This is a genomic window from Pararhodobacter sp. (assembly GCF_036802785.1).
In the GTDB taxonomy this organism is placed as follows: domain Bacteria; phylum Pseudomonadota; class Alphaproteobacteria; order Rhodobacterales; family Rhodobacteraceae; genus Pararhodobacter.
In genome coordinates, this window is sequence record NZ_DAIRVN010000008.1 from 1 (window position 1) to 17,913 (window position 17,913).

Annotated in this window: 16 protein-coding genes; 8 read left to right on the forward strand and 8 right to left on the reverse strand. The window is 65.7% G+C overall.

The annotated features are described in order from the left end of the window. Nucleotides 1–142: 142 nt before the first annotated feature. The 3 genes from V7Q53_RS04745 to gluQRS all read left to right on the forward strand — a co-directional run bounded on the left by V7Q53_RS04745 (nucleotide 143) and on the right by gluQRS (nucleotide 2,829). Nucleotides 143–493, forward strand: a complete 351-nt coding sequence (locus V7Q53_RS04745; protein WP_333827271.1) for a DUF6614 family protein — start codon at nucleotides 143–145, stop codon at nucleotides 491–493. Nucleotides 494–667: 174 nt separating this feature from the next. Next, nucleotides 668–2,005 carry a methylenetetrahydrofolate--tRNA-(uracil(54)-C(5))-methyltransferase (FADH(2)-oxidizing) TrmFO gene (trmFO, locus tag V7Q53_RS04750; RefSeq protein ID WP_333827272.1) on the forward strand — a complete coding sequence of 446 codons (1,338 nt, stop codon included), beginning with the start codon at nucleotides 668–670 and terminating at the stop codon, nucleotides 2,003–2,005. Next, entirely contained in the window at nucleotides 1,993–2,829 is an 837-nt protein-coding gene (gene gluQRS / locus V7Q53_RS04755) for a tRNA glutamyl-Q(34) synthetase GluQRS (protein ID WP_333827273.1), read from the forward strand. Before trmFO ends, gluQRS begins: the two co-directional genes overlap by 13 nt. A gap of 67 nt (nucleotides 2,830–2,896) precedes the next feature. Here the strand turns inward: gluQRS and hisI are convergent, their stop codons facing one another. Beyond that, nucleotides 2,897–3,256: a phosphoribosyl-AMP cyclohydrolase gene (gene hisI / locus V7Q53_RS04760; protein ID WP_333827274.1), complete on the reverse strand. Its 360-nt coding sequence runs from the start codon at nucleotides 3,254–3,256 to the stop codon at nucleotides 2,897–2,899. Between the two features lie 37 nt (nucleotides 3,257–3,293). On the opposite strand from hisI, the gene V7Q53_RS04765 reads away from it, so the two are divergent. Further along, entirely contained in the window at nucleotides 3,294–3,743 is a 450-nt protein-coding gene (locus tag V7Q53_RS04765) for an iron-sulfur cluster assembly scaffold protein (protein ID WP_333827275.1), read from the forward strand. A gap of 4 nt (nucleotides 3,744–3,747) precedes the next feature. Here V7Q53_RS04765 and V7Q53_RS04770 read toward each other — a convergent pair whose 3' ends face one another. Beyond that, nucleotides 3,748–3,960, reverse strand: coding sequence for a DUF2798 domain-containing protein (locus V7Q53_RS04770; RefSeq protein ID WP_333827276.1), 213 nt, complete (start codon nucleotides 3,958–3,960; stop codon nucleotides 3,748–3,750). A gap of 96 nt (nucleotides 3,961–4,056) precedes the next feature. Further along, complete coding sequence (ileS, locus tag V7Q53_RS04775; protein ID WP_333827376.1) at nucleotides 4,057–7,074, reverse strand: isoleucine--tRNA ligase; 3,018 nt, start codon at nucleotides 7,072–7,074, stop codon at nucleotides 4,057–4,059. A gap of 252 nt (nucleotides 7,075–7,326) precedes the next feature. Here ileS and V7Q53_RS04780 point away from each other — a divergent pair, with 252 nt between their 5' ends. Then, on the forward strand, nucleotides 7,327–7,812 hold the full coding sequence (locus V7Q53_RS04780) for a MarR family transcriptional regulator (protein WP_333827277.1): 486 nt from the start codon (nucleotides 7,327–7,329) through the stop codon (nucleotides 7,810–7,812). Between the two features lie 5 nt (nucleotides 7,813–7,817). Here V7Q53_RS04780 and V7Q53_RS04785 read toward each other — a convergent pair whose 3' ends face one another. Beyond that, nucleotides 7,818–8,396: a YqgE/AlgH family protein gene (locus tag V7Q53_RS04785; RefSeq protein WP_333827278.1), complete on the reverse strand. Its 579-nt coding sequence runs from the start codon at nucleotides 8,394–8,396 to the stop codon at nucleotides 7,818–7,820. Nucleotides 8,397–8,556: 160 nt separating this feature from the next. Here V7Q53_RS04785 and V7Q53_RS04790 point away from each other — a divergent pair, with 160 nt between their 5' ends. Next, entirely contained in the window at nucleotides 8,557–9,426 is an 870-nt protein-coding gene (locus V7Q53_RS04790) for a protein-disulfide reductase DsbD domain-containing protein (RefSeq protein ID WP_333827279.1), read from the forward strand. Between the two features lie 36 nt (nucleotides 9,427–9,462). Here V7Q53_RS04790 and V7Q53_RS04795 read toward each other — a convergent pair whose 3' ends face one another. From V7Q53_RS04795 to V7Q53_RS04810, 4 genes are all read right to left on the reverse strand, one after another. After that, nucleotides 9,463–12,879, reverse strand: coding sequence for an efflux RND transporter permease subunit (locus V7Q53_RS04795; RefSeq protein WP_333827280.1), 3,417 nt, complete (start codon nucleotides 12,877–12,879; stop codon nucleotides 9,463–9,465). A 3-nt stretch (nucleotides 12,880–12,882) separates the two neighbouring features. Continuing rightward, complete coding sequence (locus tag V7Q53_RS04800) at nucleotides 12,883–14,364, reverse strand: efflux RND transporter periplasmic adaptor subunit (RefSeq protein ID WP_333827281.1); 1,482 nt, start codon at nucleotides 14,362–14,364, stop codon at nucleotides 12,883–12,885. A 66-nt stretch (nucleotides 14,365–14,430) separates the two neighbouring features. After that, nucleotides 14,431–14,982, reverse strand: coding sequence for a molybdenum cofactor biosynthesis protein B (gene moaB, locus V7Q53_RS04805; RefSeq protein WP_333827282.1), 552 nt, complete (start codon nucleotides 14,980–14,982; stop codon nucleotides 14,431–14,433). Beyond that, a complete protein-coding gene (locus V7Q53_RS04810) occupies nucleotides 14,979–15,740 on the reverse strand; it encodes a uracil-DNA glycosylase (protein WP_333827283.1) in 762 nt (253 codons plus the stop codon). The genes moaB and V7Q53_RS04810 overlap by 4 nt, the downstream gene beginning before the upstream one ends. 206 nt (nucleotides 15,741–15,946) lie before the next feature. On the opposite strand from V7Q53_RS04810, the gene V7Q53_RS04815 reads away from it, so the two are divergent. Both V7Q53_RS04815 and V7Q53_RS04820 read left to right on the forward strand, forming a co-directional pair. Continuing rightward, nucleotides 15,947–16,906, forward strand: a complete 960-nt coding sequence (locus tag V7Q53_RS04815; RefSeq protein ID WP_333827284.1) for an aspartate carbamoyltransferase catalytic subunit — start codon at nucleotides 15,947–15,949, stop codon at nucleotides 16,904–16,906. A 141-nt stretch (nucleotides 16,907–17,047) separates the two neighbouring features. After that, on the forward strand, nucleotides 17,048–17,782 hold the full coding sequence (locus V7Q53_RS04820; protein ID WP_333827285.1) for a pseudouridine synthase: 735 nt from the start codon (nucleotides 17,048–17,050) through the stop codon (nucleotides 17,780–17,782). Nucleotides 17,783–17,913 lie beyond the last annotated feature (131 nt).

Genomic DNA, 17,913 nt, shown 5'->3' on the forward strand with positions numbered 1-17,913 from the left:
CCCCTCTTGGCCTGCCGGCCAATTCACCCCCCAGCGTATTTCCGGCAAGATGAAAAGCGACCGGGCACCTTGCGGCAGTGTTTGGGCGTTAACGGCTTTTACACGGCTCGCGGCTAGTCTTTCCAGCGACGGAGGACAGCTGATGAACCTTTACCACTGCATGATCGAACTCAAATCTGACGCGCGGGCGCTGGCCTTTGCCATGGCGCTGGAAAACTGGATGGGGCTGCTGCAAAGCGAAGGGCGGATCGGCACCTGGCGCCTTTTGCGACGCAAGCTCAATCTGGCAGGCCCCGGATGCGCCGATTTCCTGCTGGAGATCGAGGTGAAGGATCTGGCGCAGCTGGATGCCGCGTTTCGCTTTCTGGGGCGGGGCGAGGATGAAACCACACGCCGCTATGACCAGATGCGCCAGCATATCGCCTCGGTCGAGTTCGGCCTCTACCGGCCCTTCCCCGACCCCGAGAGGGCCGAGCGGCTGGCACTGGTGTAGCCTGAGAACCGCGCCTGCCCCAAGGAACGCCCGGATGGCAGCCTGTCGCCGGTCCCGGATGACCGGATGGGGCGACCGGGGCGGCCCTGTCATGACCATCCGCTGCGGCAAAGGCAGGGGCGTGGCGGCGCGGCAGGGCTTTTCAATCGCCCGGGGCGAGGCTACATCAGCCGGATGAACGATACACAAGAACTCCACATCATCGGCGGCGGTATGGCCGGATCGGAAGCCGCCTGGCAGGCTGCCGAAGCCGGTATCCGCGTTGTCCTGCATGAGATGCGCCCGCAGACCGGCACTTTCGCCCACCACACCGGCGATTTTGCCGAGATGGTCTGTTCAAACTCCTTCCGCTCGGATGATGACGAGCAGAACGCCGTCGGCCTGCTGCACTGGGAAATGCGCGCGGCGCGCGGCCTGCTGATGGCGATGGCCGATACCCATTCCCTGCCCGCAGGCGGCGCGCTGGCTGTGGACCGTGAGGCCTTTGCCCGCGCCGTCACTGACCGGCTGCGCGCGCATCCCAACATCTGCGTCGAACCCGGCGAGATCACTGCCCTGCCCGACGAGGGGCACTGGATCATCGCAACCGGCCCGCTGACCTCGGAAGCGCTGGCGCGTTCCATCCAGTCGGTCACCGGGGCCGAGGCACTGGCCTTTTTCGATGCCATCGCCCCGATCCTCCATTTCGATACGATCGACCTGAGCAAGGCCTGGTTCCAGTCCCGCTATGACAAGGGCGAAACCGAGGAACAGCAGAAAGCCTACCTCAACTGCCCGATGGACCGCGACCAGTATGAGGCCTTCATCGACGCCATTCTGGCCGCCCCAAAAACCGAGTTTCATGAGGGTGAGACGGCTGGTTACTTTGACGGCTGCCTGCCGATCGAGGTGATGGCAGAGCGCGGGCGCGAGACCCTGCGCCACGGCCCGATGAAACCAGTGGGCCTGACCAACCCGCATCAGCCGCAGGTCAAACCCTATGCCGTGGTTCAGCTCAGGCGCGATAACGCGTTGGGAACGCTCTATAATATCGTTGGCTTCCAGACCAAGATGAAATACGGCGCCCAGACCGAAGTGTTCCGCATGATCCCCGGGCTGGAGAATGCGGCCTTTGCGCGGCTGGGCGGCATCCACCGCAACACCTTCCTCAACTCCCCCACCCTGCTGGACGATCAGATGCGGTTGCGCGCGCGGCCGCATATCCGTTTCGCCGGTCAGATCACCGGCGTTGAGGGCTATGTGGAATCAGCGGCAATGGGGCTTCTGGCCGGGCGCATGGCAGCGGCCGGGATCAAGGGCGCAGATCTGCCCCCCCCCCCGCGCGAGACCGCCATGGGGGCTCTGTTGCACCACATCACCGGCGGGGCCGAGGCCAAGACATTCCAGCCGATGAACGTGAATTTCGGCCTTTTCCCGCCGATCGAGGCGCGCGGCGGGCGACGCGGGCGCAAGGACCGCTACAAGGCCTATACCGACCGCGCCAAAGCCGCGTTTCAGGCATGGCTGGGCTGATCACCCGCTTCGCCCCCTCGCCTACCGGCCCGCTTCATCTGGGCCATGCCTTTTCGGCGCTGACCGCCTGGGATCTGGCGCAGGCGGCGGGCGGTCAGTTCCTGCTCAGGATCGAGGATATCGACCGCCCCCGCTGCAAACCGGAATTTGAGTCCGCCGTCATAGAGGATCTGCGCTGGCTGGGGTTGCAATGGCCCGTCCCGGTGATGCGCCAGTCAGACCGCATGCCCGCTTACGCAAAAGCGCTGCGGCAGCTTGAAACCATGGGCCTGACCTACCGCTGCACCTGCACCCGCAGCGACATCCGCGCAGCCCTTTCCGCCCCGCAGGAGGGCGCGCCGCTGATTGGCCCCGATGGCCCGGTCTATCCCGGCACCTGCCGCCACGCGGGCCATCAGGCGAAAGATGCCGCGATCCGGCTGGACATGCGCAAGGCCCTCCTGCGTACCGGCCCGCCCGGCTTCACCGAGACCGGCCCCTTGTACCCCGGCCACCATACTTTTGAAAACATGGAAGAAACCATCGGCGATATCGTTCTGGCGCGGCGCGATATCGGCACCTCTTATCACCTGTCTGTTCTCGTGGATGATGCTGCTCAGGGCGTCACGCTGGTGACCCGCGGTGCCGATCTGTTCGACGCCACGCCGATACACGTGCTGCTCCAGCACCTGCTGGGCCTTCCCACGCCGCGCTACCACCACCACCGCCTGATCCGCGATGAAAGCGGCAAGCGTCTGGCAAAGCGCGACGACGCCCGCGCCCTGGCGCGCTACAGAGCCGAAGGCGCCACCCCCGCCGACATCCGCGCCATGGTCGGCCTGTAACCCCTTCATCTTGCCAGAAGTACGCCGGGGGGAGGCGGCGCAAGCCGACGGGGGGCAGCGCCCCCCTCTATGCTTCAGGCCGCATCAGCTCCACCTCGGCACCATCGCGCACCGCCGTGTAAAAGCACGTCCGGCGGTTGGTGTGGCAGGCGGGGCCTTTCTGATCGACCAGCAACAACAGACAGTCGCGGTCGCAATCCACCCGGAAATCGACCAGCTTCTGCACATGCCCTGAGGTTTCGCCCTTGACCCAGAACGCCTGCCGCGAGCGTGACCAATAGGTGACGCGCCCGGTTTCCAGCGTGCGGGCGACGGCTTCGGCATTCATCCAGGCCACCATCAGCACCGCGCCGGTCGTATGATCCTGCGCAATTGCCGGGATCAGACCTTTGTCGTCATAGGTCAGGGATTGCGGATCGAAAGTCATGGTCTATATCCTTCGCAACACCACAGGAGGGCCTCTAGTGTCCGATACGACCGATCTGATCAAGCTCTATTCGGCCCGCATTCTGGCGCTGACAGCCGATATCCCGCATCTGGGACGGCTGGAAAACCCGCAGGCGAGCATCCGCAAACGCTCGCCGCTCTGTGGGTCCACGGTCACGGTTGACCTTGATCTGGAGGCCGGGCGCGTCAGCCGCTTCGCTCAGGAGGTCAAGGCCTGCGCGCTGGGTCAGGCTGCGGCTGCCGTGCTGGGCGGTGCGGTGATCGGGCGCTCGGTGCCGGAGCTGGAGCAGGCCGCCGCGCAGCTGGAGGCGATGCTCAAGGCAGGTGGCCCGGTGCCGGATGCGCCTTTCGAGGGGTTCGAGGCGCTGATCCCGGCGCGCGAGTTCAAGAACCGCCACACTTCGATCCTGCTGGCGGTTCAGGCCGCCGCCGAGGCAGCAAAGCAGGCCGAGGCCGCCGCGCGCTGAGCGCTCAGCGTGCGGCGAGCCGTTCGGCCCAGCGCCGGGCGGCCGGACCCACCGCAGCGGCCAGCGGCACCGCGATCAGCCATGCCAGCGCCCAGGCCTTGAGCCAACGCGCCATGTAGCCCGCGTCGATGCCGGTGTTCACCACGGTGATGAAGGCAGACATGATGAAGGACATCATTGTGCCCATCATCAGCCCGGTCAGGATGCGAAGTTTCATGGTGTTCACCGTTGCTGTTGCGCGTGATACATTCATAATTACGCATGCAATCAGAGACAACCCCCGGCGCGAAAAATCAGCGCCGGGGGAAAGGTGTCAGCCCAGCGCGTCGCTGCAGCGTTTGCAGGTGCCGGGGTGCTTGTGTGTGCCGACATCGGGCAGGATCTTCCAGCAGCGCTGGCATTTCGCCCCCTCCGCCCGGGCAAAGACCACGGCCACGCCCGGCACATCCTCCATGGTGAAGGCCCCTTCCGGGGCGGGGGCGGTGGTCAGGGTCAGCGCGGAAGTGATGCAGAGCGTGGCGAAGCTGTCAGCGTCGGTGATCAGCGCTGCCAGCGCGGGGCTGAGATGCACCACCGGCGCGGCCTCAAGGCTGGCGCCGATGGTCTTGTTGCGCCGCTCCACCTCCAGCGCACCCGTCACCACGCGGCGCACGGCCCGCACCTTCACGGCGCGTGCGGCCAGTTCCGGGTCCAGCCAGCTTTCGGGCGTGGCGGGCATATCGTGCAGATGCACGCTGTCATCTTCCGACGGGAAGCGCGACAGCCAGACATCCTCCATGGTGAACGGCAGGATCGGCGCGAGCCAGGTTGTCAGCCGGTGGAACAGCGCGTCCATCACCGTCAGGCAGGCCTGCCGCACCGCGCCATCCGCCGGATCGCAATAGAGCGCGTCCTTGCGGATGTCGAAATAGAAGGCCGACAGATCGGTGGTGGCGAAGGTGAACAGCGACTGGAACACGCCCTGAAAATCGAATGCCGCGTAACCCTTGCGGACCACGCTGTCGAGTTCCGCCAGCCGGTGCAGCATCAGCTGTTCCAGTTCGGGCATCTCCTTGCGCGCGACGGCCTGCGCCGGATCATAATCGCCCAGCGCGCCCAGCATGAAGCGTAGGGTGTTGCGCAACCGGCGGTAGCCGTCAGCGGTGCCTTTGAGGATCTCCTTGCCGATCCGCTGATCGACGGTGTAATCCGCCTGCGCCACCCAGAGCCGCAGGATATCGGCGCCATACTGGTCGATGATCTCTTGCGGGACGATGGTGTTGCCGATGGATTTGGACATCTTCATGCCCTTCTCGTCCAGCGTGAAACCGTGGGTCACCACATTGCGATAAGGTGCGCGCCCCTTGGTGCCGCAGCCTTGCAGCATCGAGGAATGGAACCAGCCGCGATGCTGGTCGGTGCCTTCCATATAGACATCGGCGATACCGTCCGGCGCCCCGTCCGCCCGGTCGCGCAACACGAAAGCATGGGTGGAGCCTGAATCGAACCACACATCCAGAATGTCGAACACCTGTTCATAGGCATCCGGGTCATGCAGGCCGCCCAGCACACGTTCCTTGAAGCCTGCGACATACCAGCAATCCGCGCCCTCGGCCTCGAACGCTTCGACGATACGGGCATTGACCTGCGCATCGCGCAGCAGGAAGTCAGCGTCGGTGGGTTTCGCGCCCTTTTTCACAAAACAGGTCAGCGGCACGCCCCAGGCGCGCTGACGCGACAGCACCCAGTCCGGCCGCGCCTCCATCATCGAATGCAGGCGGTTGCGGCCCGAGACGGGGGTGAATTTCACCAGCTCCTCAATGGATTTCAGCGCCCGCTGGCGGATGGTGTCGCCGTACTGGCCCATCCCGTCGTCGAGCGGCTTGTCGATGGCGGCGAACCATTGCGGCGTGTTGCGGTAGATCACCGGCGCCTTGGAGCGCCAGGAATGTGGGTAGGAATGCTTCAGCTTGCCCTTGGCCAGCAGCGCGCCTGAATAGGCCAGTTGCTTGATGACCGACACATTGGCCGGGCCTTCCTTGCCCTCATGCGTGATGATGTGCTGCCCGCCGAAGAGCGGCAGATCGGCGCGGTAGCTGCCGTCCGGCTCAACGTTGTAAGTCATGGGCAGGCCGTGCTTCTGACCCAGAACATAGTCGTCATCGCCGTGGCTGGGCGCGGTATGGACAAAGCCGGTGCCCGCCTCGTCGGTGACATGGTCGCCGGGGAGCATGGGGACATTGAAATTCCAATTATTTCCGTCGTCAATATTACCCTCGACAACGGCACGGAACGGGTGAGCCAACCGCAAACCGGCGAGTTCCTTTGCTGTAACATCGCCGAGGCGTGTCCATCCTTCCACCTTGGCAGCAGAACTGACGCTGTCGGCCAGCGCGTCGGCAACCAACAACCGCTCGCCAACAACTGCGCTCGACGTTTCGGCTACTCCGTCGACTCTATAAAGACCGTAAGAAACCTCAGTATTGAAGGCCACGGCGCGATTCTGTGGGATTGTCCAAGGCGTTGTCGTCCAGATTATTACAGATGCGCTTAGCAATTCACCTTTCCGCGCAAGCTGCGCATCCAAAGCATCTTCGACATCCTGATCATTCCCCACCCAAGCGGCTTCAGTCGCAGCAGCAGCAATTACCTTAAACCGCACCCACACCTGATGGCTCGTATGGTCGTGATACTCCACCTCCGCCTCGGCCAGCGCGGTTTTCTCCACAGGCGACCACATCACCGGCTTGGACCCCTGATACAGCGAGCCGTTCATCAGAAACTTCATGAATTCCTCGGCGATCACCGCCTCGGCGTGGAAATCCATCGTCAGATACGGGTCATCCCATGTCCCGGTCACGCCCAGCCGCTTGAATTCCTCGCGCTGGATGTCCACCCATCCCTCGGCGAATTTGCGGCATTCCTGACGGAAGGCGACGATATCCACATCGTCCTTGTCCAGACCCTTGGCGCGGTATTGTTCCTCGATCTTCCACTCAATAGGCAGGCCATGACAATCCCAGCCCGGCACATAGCGGGAATCAAACCCCATCATCTGGTGCGAGCGCACGATGATGTCCTTGATCGTCTTGTTCAGCGCATGCCCGATGTGCAGATGGCCGTTCGCATAGGGCGGGCCGTCATGCAGGATGAAGGGTTTGCGCCCCCCTTCCTGCGCTGCGGCACGTTCGCGCAGGCGGTCATAGATGCCGATCCGCTCCCAGCGGGCCAGCCATTCCGGCTCGCGCTGGGGCAGGCCCGCGCGCATCGGAAAGTCGGTATCGGGCAGAAAGAGCGTATCCTTGTAGTCAGGCACAGAATCGGACGTGGTTTCAGGCGTATCGGCGCACATGGAAAAACCTTGGATCTTGAGGGGCATGGGGCATTCTGCGGTGCGACGGGCTCGGCACCTTGGTCCCGGCGGCTGGTCAGCGCGCCGGGCCGGTAATTCGCGGAATATGCGCGCGCCGGGTCCACATGAGCGCGCTTATAGGCCGCGCCAAGGCCACGGTCCAGAGGGGGCACCGCGCGAGCCCCGCAAGAAATTGCTTGCTTTTGCGCCCGCAGCAATGATTATTACCGGATGAAAACAGATGATCGACGCATGACGGATCAGACACAGCAGGACATCCTCTCGGGCAAGGATTATTATGAGCGGTCGCTCACCGTCGCGCTGCTGCGGGCGCGCGAGGTGACCATGCGCCGCTTCAAGCGTTTTTCCGACGCCCAGAACCTGACGCTGCCACAATGGCGGGTGGTCCGTGCGCTGGCCGATGGCGAGCCGCTTGATGCCGGAACGTTGTGCCAGCGCTGCGTGATCCTGCCGCCATCGCTGACGCGCATTCTACGCGCGCTGGCTGAACGGGGGCTGATCGCGCAGGTTCCCAGCACGGATGCGCGCCGCCACACTGTCAGGCTGACCGCGCAGGGCAAGGCGCTTTATGACCGGCTTGTCATCCAGTCCGAGGGGATCCGCCACCAGATCGACGCATCCTTCGGCGAAGAGCGGATGCAGATGCTGCTCGACATGCTCAACGACCTGCGCATCGTCGCCGAAACACTGCCTGAAGAGGATGAGCAGCAAGGCTGAAAGGCTCAGCCCCGCCCGGATGCCGACGACAGATGCATCGGGTTGATCCCCATGAACTGCAGCGCGCTGTGCCAGAGCCGCCTGTCAGGATTGGCTGAAAATACCAGCGCGCTGGCCGCGTCGCAGGTCAGCCAGTCATTCTGGCTGATCTCGGCCTCCAGTTGCCCCGCCCCCCAGCCGGAACAGCCCAGCGCCAGAAGCCAGTCCGAAGGCCCCTCCCCCCGCGCGATGTCGGCCAGTATCAGCGGCGAGGCGGTGACCGACATGCCGTCGGCCAACTGTTCACTGTCAGGCGCGTATTCCTCACCGCCCCGATAAAGCACGAAACCGAAAACGGAATCGACCGGCCCGCCCGCCAGAACCGGCTTGTCGGGCAGGGGCCGGGTGACCGGGATCTTCAACTGTCCCAGCACCGACGCAAGGGTCAGCCCCTCGATCGGTCGGTTTATGACAAGCCCGAAAGCACCCCTGTCGGAATGGGCGCAAATGTAGACCACGCTGTTGGAAAAACGCGGATCACCCATGGCAGGCGTCGAAATCAGCAGCTTGCCGGTCAGATCGAAGGATACAACCTTCTGTGCCATCAATATAAATTCCTGTTCGAAATAATGAACCAATCATGCCCTGAGCGGTATGAAATGCCAAGTACGTGATCCGGGCGGAAGGGCCACAGCGGCGGATTATGGCCGGATATCGCCGAAATGTGACTTCCTGTCGGCGGGGCGACTTTGTATCGCTTCAGGTATGAAAGACATATGCCCCCCCTTTTCTGCCGCCCTTTGCGCCACGCTCAGGGGCTTCGCCCTTGGTGCGGCAGTGCTGTCGGCACCGGGCATCATGGCCCTGACCTCCGCGCCCGCTCAGGCCCAGCGCCTGAGCCAGGCGCAGCTTGTCCAGGCGGAATTGCGGCCGGGCTGGCGCACCGAGCGCGGCACGCATATGGCGGCGCTACACCTGCGGCTGGCCGATGGCTGGAAAACCTACTGGCGCATTCCGGGCGAGGCCGGGATTGCCCCGCAACTGGACTGGTCGCAATCGCAGAACGTGGCCTCGGTCACGGCGCACTGGCCGCGCCCCATCGTCTTTGATCAGAACGGCTACCGCTCCATCGGCTATGCGGGTGAGCTGGTTCTGCCGCTGGAATTCACCCCCCGGCGCGACGGCCGCCCGATGGCGCTGATCGCCGAGGTGACGATCGGTGTCTGCCGTGACACCTGCGTGCCGGTCGATCTGACGCTGACCCTGCCCTTGCGCGACGCAGGCGCGCATGACCCGCTGATCGCGGCGGCGCTGGCGCAGCGGCCTGAGGCGGGCACCGGCGCGGGGCTGACGCGGGCCACCTGCCGGGTGGAGCCCGGCGCGCGCGGTGTGGAGCTGACGCTGCGCGCCTCCCTGCCCCGGCTGGGGCCGCAGGAACATATGGTGATGGAGCTGCCGGGCACCGGCTACTGGGTGTCCGACAGCGAGACCTGGCGCGAGGGCAGTGAGCTGGTCGGTCGCGCCCGTGTACGTGCGCCGCAGCAGGCCGCGGTCAGCATCGAGCGGGGGGCGGTGGCCTTTACCATCATCAGCGGCGACCGGATGGTCACGCACCGGGGCTGCACCGGGGGGTAACGCCCGGTCTTCCCCGGGCGGCACAATGCCGCCCCCTCAGCCCCGCGCCGCGCCCTTGCGCCCGCCAGCCATCGCCAGCGCGCCCAGCAGCCACAAAAGCGCCACCCCGCCCGCCGAAAGCAGCGCAAAGACACCCAGCGCCGGTGCCAGCGCCCCGCCAGCGCCCGGCCACAGCAGCGCGGTCAGCGGCCCCGCCGCACCCGTGACAACCGTCCACCCCAGCGTGAGGGCAAAGACCGCCACCACCACCAGCAGCGCCAGAACTGGCGCGCCGCGCACCGCCAGCCCGGCCTGCCCGCCCCGCAACCGCAGCGCGCGGCGCAGCGAGCGGGTCATGCCGCTGACATCATGCCCAACCGCCAGCAGCGCGGGTACGACCAGCAGCACCAGCAGCATGCCAAAGCCCAGCCCATAGACCAGCGTCACCACGGTGGGCTTGAGGAACTGCGCATCGGCAGAACGCTCGAACAGCAGCGGCCCCAGCCCCAGAACCGTGGTCAGCGTGGTCAGCAACACCGGGCGCAGCCGGTCGGCGGCGGCGTCGATGATCGAGGGGATCAGGCCGCGTTCGCGCTCATACTGATCAACCGTGGTGACCAGAACGATGGAATCGTTGATGATGATCCCGGCCATGCCCAGCATCCCCACGACCGAGAACATCGACATCGCCATACCCCAGCTTGCATGGCCGTAGATCACTCCGATCAGCCCGAACGGAATGACCGCCATCACCACCAGCGGCCTGAGCCAGCTGGAGAAGATCCAGGTCAGGGTGGCATAGATGATGAGCAGGCAGGCGATCAGGCCCAGAAGCGCATCGCTGAGAAACTCCTGCTCCTGCTGCGCCAGCCCTGACAGCCGGGTTGTCACGCCGAAATCTTCGGCCAGCCGGGGCAGAAGATCGAATTGCAGGGCCTCGTTGATGGCCGTCGCGGCCTGCGGGTCATCTTCGGAAATGGCGCCGGAAACCGTGACCAGCCGCACCCCGTTCTCGCGCTGGATGGTCGAGAAACCCTGCCGGGCCTCGATCCGCACGATATCACCCAGCGGCACATATTGGCCTGTAGCCGAACGCAACAGCGTGCTTTCCAGAAAATCCCCGGCGCGTTCATGTTCCGGCAATTCCACCCGTATCGCGCCTGAGCGCACACCCTCCGGGAAGGTCGCGGCCTCGATCCCGGTCAGCCGCTGGCGCAATTCGCGCCCCAGCGTGTCGGTGGCAAAGCCCAGCGCCTGCCCCTGCGGTGTCAGCGTCAGGATCAGCTCTTCGCGGTCATAGGCAAGGGTATCTTCCAGCCCGGTCACATCGGGATAAACCGCCAGCTGCGCCTTCAGCGCCTCGGCAGCGGCCTTGAGCGTGTCGGTATCGGCGCCGAAAATATCGACCGAGAGCGAGTCACCGCCCGGCCCCATGCCGAAGCTGCGGAAGCTCAGCTCATCCAGCATCGGCAGGCGCCGGACCTCCTGCTGCAGCAGCGCGGTGAACTCGAACGAGGAATAGGGCCGCAGGTCAGCGTCGATCAGGTCGATGGTGATGGCACCGGCCAGATCGGCGGAGCGCGTGTCGGCCCCGGCCAGCGCGCGGCCCGCATTGCCGCCGATTTCGGCCAGCGCGTGGCGGATCGGCCAGTTGCCGTGCTCGGCCTCCAGTCGCGCGGCCAAGGCATCGGCGGCGCGCTGCAATTCGCGCATCATCGCCATGCTGTCGTCGCGCGTGGCATCGGCCGACATCAGGAAGTTGCCCGAAAGCGTGCCCTGCTCGGGCTGGGCAAAGAAGCGCCACGGCACATCACCGCGCATGATGGAGGCTGCCTGCACCGCCAGCATCAGCACCAGCGCCGCCAGCACCACATAGCGCCCCACCAGCACCAGCCGCATCGCCGGACGAAAGGCACGCTCGCGCACCCAGTCAAACCCGCGGTTGACCTGCCGCGAGGGCCAGTCATACCAATGCTCTTTCGCCGCGCCGACCAGCGCATGGTGCATGTGGTTGGGCAGGATCAGGAAACACTCGATCAGCGAGGCCACCAGCACCAGAATCACGGTCCAAGGGATATCGGCAATCATCGAGCCAAAGCGCCCGCCGATCACGATCAGCCCGGCAAAGGCGGTGATCGTCGTGATGGAGGCCGCGAAAACCGGCAGCGCCATGCGGGTCGCCGCGTTTTCGGCGGCCTCGGCGGGCGATTCACCCAGCGTGCGGAAGCGGTAGTCGGCATGTTCGCCCACGACAATGGCGTCATCCACCACAATGCCCAGCGTGATGATCAGCGCGAACAGCGAGATCATGTTGAAGCTCATGCCCGCCAGATACATCATGCCGATCGCGGCCAGCATTGCCACCGGAATGCCCGCCGCCACCCAGAACGCGGTGCGCGCATTGAGGAACAGGAACAGCAGCACCACGACCAGCCCCAGGCCCATCAGACCGTTGGTCAGCAGAAGCGTCAGCCGCGCTGAAATCATCTCGGCGCGGGTGTTCGCTAGCTCGACCTTGACGCCCGCAGGCAGGGTCAGGGCCATCTCGTCGGCGATGCGCTGAACGGTGTTCTGAATGGCAATGGCATCGCCCGATTGTGAGCGGTCCACGCGCAGGGTGATCGCCTGATCCTCCCCCGCCCAATAGGCGCGCGCGCGGTCTATGGCCCCGTCGCGGACCGTGGCCAGATCGGCGACGGTCAGGGATGTGCCATCGGCCTCGGTGCGCAGGACCACGGCGCCCACTGCCTCAGCCGTGCGCCGCTCGGTGCCGGTGCGCACCCGCGCAGCGCCGCCTGCCAGTTCACCCGCCGGATCGACGGCACTGGCGCTGGCGATGGCCTGCGCGATTTGGGCCAGCGTGATATCGTGCTGCACCAGCCTGAGCGAGGGCACCTCGACCATGATCTCGGGGCTGGCGATGCCCTGAATGGTGCTGCGCGTGATCCCGGCATCATACAGCCGCGCCACGAATTCATCGGCAAAGCGCGCAAGCTGCTCCACCGCCACCGGGCCGGTGACAACGACATTCGTCACCCGGTCCCCCCAGTTGGAGCGCATCAGGCGGGGCTCTTCGGCGTCTTCGGGCAAGGTCGTGATCAGATCGAGCGCTTCCTGCACATCGGCGGCACCGCGGGTCATGTCCCAGCCCGGCTCAAACTCAAGCGAGACCCGGGCGCGCCCGTCAGAGGCGGTGGCCGCAGTCCCCGCCACCCCCTCAACCGTCATCATCGCCGGTTCGACAAGCTGGACAATCGCGCGGTCAACATCCTCGGCGCCCGCGCCGGTCCAGGTGACCGAGACGGTGATGCTGTCAACCACGATATCAGGGAAGAACTGCGCATGCATGCGCGGCGCGGCGAACAGACCGCCTGCCAGCATCAGCACCAGAAGCAGGTTCGCCGCCGTGCGGTGGCGCGTGAAATACCGGAAAAGGCCATGCGCCGTGACCGTCAGAAAGCGTGCCCGCGACATGCCTCAGCCCCCCTGCGCGCCGTTTTCAAGCCGCTCAAGCAGCCGGGCGGGCACCTGATCTTCCTGAAGCTGCGCCAGAATGCGGCTGCGCACCGGCTCCGGCATCCCGGCGTTGCCTTCGATCCGGGCGATCAGGGCGGCGCGGCGCTCGGCGTCCAGCGGGACAAGGCCCGGCGCCTGCGCTTCCGGTTCCGCTTCGGGCACCGTTTCAGGCGCGGCATCGCGCAGCGGGCGGATGCGGATGCCCGCACCCAGCAGCGGGTTGCGCGCGGCAATCACTTCGCGCCCTTCAAGATGCGGCGCGCGGATCAGCACATTGTCGCCCTGCCGGCGAAGCACTTCGACACGCGCGGTTTCAAGGCGTTCATCGGCGGCCAGCACCAGAACCCCGCCCTCGGCATCGACCGCCGCCGCCGGAAGCAGCGCGACATCGGGCAGCAGGGGTTCGGTCATGCGCAGGGTGACAAAATCGCCGGGGCGAAAGCCGCGCGGCGCGGCCAGATCGGCAAAGACCAGCCGCCCCGACTGCCCCTCACCCACCGAAGGGCTGACGCGGGCAAGCGTTGCGGGCGAGGAAATCTCCAGCCCGCCCAGTTCCAGCGCCACCTCGCCCGGCGCCCGGATCAGCGCGCCGTTGTCATCAAGGAGCCGCAGATACTGCGCGGTGGAAAGGCGGAACGCGACCTCAAGCGCATCGGGGTCAATCACCTGGCCCAGCCGCTCATTGGTGCTGACCAGCCCGCCGGGCTGCACAAGGAAATCGGTCAGAACACCGTCAAACGCCGCCACCAGCTCGGTCTCGGCCAGCCGCCGCTCGGCCTCGGCAAGCGTGATGCGCTGCCGCTCCAGCGCGTTCTGCGCGGTCTCGATGCGGGCTTCGGCCTGCGCCTCGGCCTGACGGCGGGCGATGACGGCGGCGCGGGCGGCGGCAAAGGCCAGCTCGGCCTCCTCCACCACGCTGTCACTGCCGACACCGCGCTCGGTCAGGGTGCGGCGGCGCTCAAAGGCGCGCTGGCGCAGTTCGGCCTGCGCCTCGGCCTCGGCGCGGTCCATCTGTGCCAGTTCCTGCCCCCGCTCAGCATCGCGCAGCTCCGCCTCGGCGCGGGCCAGATCATTGCGCGCCAGATCGCGCGCGGCGATGGCATCGGTCGGATCAAGGCGCAGCAACCACTGCCCCGCCGTCACACTGGCACCGTCCGCCACGCCTTGCCCGATCTCCAGCACCCGCCCGGCCAGCGGCGCGCGCAGCTCCAGCGTACGGCGCGCGCGCACCTCGCCGAAAGCCGACAGAACCGGGGTCAGCGCCCCGGCCTCAACCGGGACCACCCGCGCCGCAAACACGCGCTCACGCTCAACGCGCGGCATCTGGCTGCGCTCGGCGCGCTCTTCAAGCGTGGTGCGGATGGTGCCTGCCGCCAGCCCCAGAAGGCCCAGCGCCAACGCGGCAAGGAAGACAGCAACAAGGCTGCGGGTCAGAAAACGCATTGTGGCTCTTTCGCTACAAATGGGCCCCGAAATCTGGCGGCCCGGTCAGTTCAACGCGCTACTGGTTCATTTCCGTCGCAGATGTTCATCAAGCCGCGGCATGATCTCGACAAAATTGCAGGGAAGATGGCGATAGTCGAATTGCGGCAGCAAGATATCGTCCCAGGCGTCGCGGCAGGCACCGGGGCTGCCGGGCAGCGCGAACAGATAGGTGCCCCCCGCCACGCCCGCACAGGCGCGCGACTGGATGGCCGAGGTGCCGATCTTCTGCATCGAGATATAGGTAAAAAGGGTGCCGAAGGCCTCGATTTCCTTTTCATACACATCGCGATGCGCCTCGACACTGACATCGCGCCCGGTCAGTCCCGTGCCGCCGGTGGACAGCACCACATCCACGCCCGCGTCAGCCACCCACAGACGCAGTTGCGCGGCGATCTCCGCACGCTCATCACGGCAGATCGCGCGGGCAGCCAGTTCGTGGCCCGCCTGCGTGATCCGCTCTGCCAGCGTATCGCCTGAGCGGTCATCGGCGGCGCTGCGGGTGTCAGACACCGTGAGCACGGCAAAGCGCACAGGCACGAAGGGGCGGGTTTCATCCAGTCGTCGTGGCAGGGTCATGGCTGCTCTCTCAGTCGCGCCTTGAGGGACAGAAGGTCTGCCCATGCCTCGCGCTTGGCGTCAGGATTGCGTATCAGATAGGCCGGGTGCAGCATCGGCAGGGCCGGGCGGCCCAGAACCGTCTGCCACTGCCCCCGCAGCTTCAGGATCCCGCGCTGCCCCAGCACCGACTGGCAGGCAACATTGCCCATCAGCACCAGCAGGTCCGGCTCGGCCAGTTCAACATGGCGCATCAGGAAGGGGCGCAGCATCGCCAGCTCTTCCGGCGTGGGCTCGCGGTTGCCGGTGGGGCGCCAAGGCACGGTATTGGTGATGTAGAGCGCCGATTCGGGGGCCGGGGCATTGCGCGCCAGCCCGATGGCGGCAAACATCTGATCCAGCATCCGCCCGGCCTGCCCCACGAAAGGAAGGCCGCGCTGATCCTCTTCGCGCCCCGGCCCTTCGCCGATGATCATCACACGCGCCGCCGGGTTGCCATCGGCAAAGACGCAGTTGCGCGCGCCCTTGCGCAGCTCGCAATGCGGATAGGCGGCCAGCGCTTCGGCCAGCGCGGGCAGATCGGCGGCCGCACCGGCCATGCGCGCGGCCTCGGCGACCGGGTCGATGCTGGTGGCGGGCGCGGGCTGGGGCGCGGCCGCTGCGGGTCTGGGGGCCTCGTCCACTTCCGCAAAGCGGTCGATCGGCGCATCCGTCATCGCCTCGGTCACACCGAGTTCCACCTGCCATTCCAGCAGGGCCTTTGCGAGGTGCCAGTCCATTGCCGCGTTCATGGTGTGAAGCTAACTGATTGCCGCGCGCGATGGAACTGCCCGCGATGCCGCAGCGCACGGCTTTGTGCAGCGTCGGGGCATTTCCCCCTGCCCGCTTTCCCCCTCCCCGCTTTACCCTTGCCCCATCGCCCGGCGCTTTCTATACCCCGGCCATTCCTCTCGCCTCCCATCCCACCGCGATCCGGAGACCGGCCATGACCTTCACCGCCCGCCACCTTCTGGGGATCGAGCACCTCCACCCCACCGAGATCACCACGCTCCTTGACCTTGCCGACCGCTATGTCGAACTCAACCGCTCGACCGCGAAACACTCCGACGTGCTGGCCGGGCTGACGCAGATCAACATGTTCTTTGAGGCCTCGACGCGCACCCAGGCCTCGTTCGAGCTGGCAGGCAAGCGGCTGGGTGCGGATGTGATGAACATGGCGATGGCGCATTCCAGCGTGAAAAAGGGCGAGACGCTGATCGACACGGCGCTGACCCTGAACGCGATGCACCCTGACCTGCTGGTGGTGCGGCACCCGGCCTCGGGCGCGGTCAACCTGCTGGCGGAAAAGGTGAATTGCGCGGTGCTGAATGCGGGTGACGGGCGGCACGAACACCCCACGCAGGCGCTGCTGGATGCGCTGACGATCCGCCGCGCCAAAGGGCGGCTGCACAGGCTGACCGTGGCGATCTGCGGTGATATCGCGCACAGCCGGGTCGCGCGGTCGAACCTTTTGCTGCTGGGCAAGATGGAGAACCGCGTGCGCCTGATCGGACCGCCGACCCTGATGCCCGCCGGTGTGGCAGAGTTCGGCTGCGAGGTGTTCGACGACATGCGCGCCGGGCTGGAAGGCGCGGATGTGGTGATGATGCTGCGCCTGCAGAAGGAGCGGATGGACGGCGCGTTCATCCCGTCCGAGCGCGAATATTACCACCGCTACGGGCTGGACGCCGAGAAACTGGCGCATGCCAAGGACGATGCGATCGTCATGCACCCCGGCCCGATGAACCGTGGCGTGGAGATCGACGGGACACTGGCCGATGACATCAACCGCTCGGTCATTCAGGAGCAGGTGGAGATGGGGGTTGCGGTGCGGATGGCGGCAATGGACCTGCTGGCACAGAACCTGCGGCGCGAGCGGTTGAAAAAGGCGCTGACGACGGTTTGAGGGGCGCAAAGAGCCATACGCACACAGTCGCCACGGCGCACCAGCGGCCAAGGGGCGGTTTCCGGGAAGCCGGACTTCCTGTAGAGCCGGTCTGCCGGAACATCGGCAATGCCCTTCGGGCTGCTTGAGGGAGCAACATTAATGGCCAAGATACCAACCTCCCGCGTTGACAGACTCCTGTCCTCCATGGGCTATGGTTCGCGCACCGAAATGGCGCGCATGGCCAAGGCCGGCGGTATCACGCTGGACGCTGCCGACCTCGTGGATGTCACCAGGCGCATCCCGGTCACGCCGGATTTGCCGAAGCGCATGGAAATCGACGGCGAGCCGCTCGACCCCGTCGCGGGCATGGTCATCCTTCTGAACAAGCCTTTGGGCATGACCTGTTCGCACAAGGAAATCGGCCCACGGGTCTATGACATCCTGCCCGCGCGCTGGAAACGGCGTGACCCGGTGATCTCGACCATCGGTCGTCTGGACAAGCAGACCTCCGGTCTTCTGCTCCTGACCGATGACGGCGACCTGTTGCACCGTGTCATCAGCCCCCGGCGCCACGTCAAGAAGACCTATCGCGCCAGACTGGCACGCCCGCTCAAGGGCACCGAAGGCGACCTGTTTGCCTCGGGCCAGTTGATGCTGGAGGGCGAGGAAAAGCCGCTGGCGCCCGCCGGACTGGAAGTTGCCTCGGAAACCGAAGCCCTGCTGAGTGTGACCGAGGGCCGGTACCATCAGGTGCGCCGCATGTTTGCCGCCACCGGCAACCACGTCGAGGAACTGCACCGCGAACGTCTGGGCGGTCTGACACTGCCTGATGAACTGGCTCCCGGTCAGTGGAAGCTGCTGAGTGACGAAGAGATTTCGTTGATTTTTCAATAAATAAAGGGCCGAGCGATCTCAGCAGCAGAGGCCCGGAGCAGGGGCTGGCCGGCTGAATGTCCGACCAGACTGCAGCAATGACCGGGCTGTCCCGCAGGCGGTTCCTCGCCTCGGATCACACCGCAAGCGAC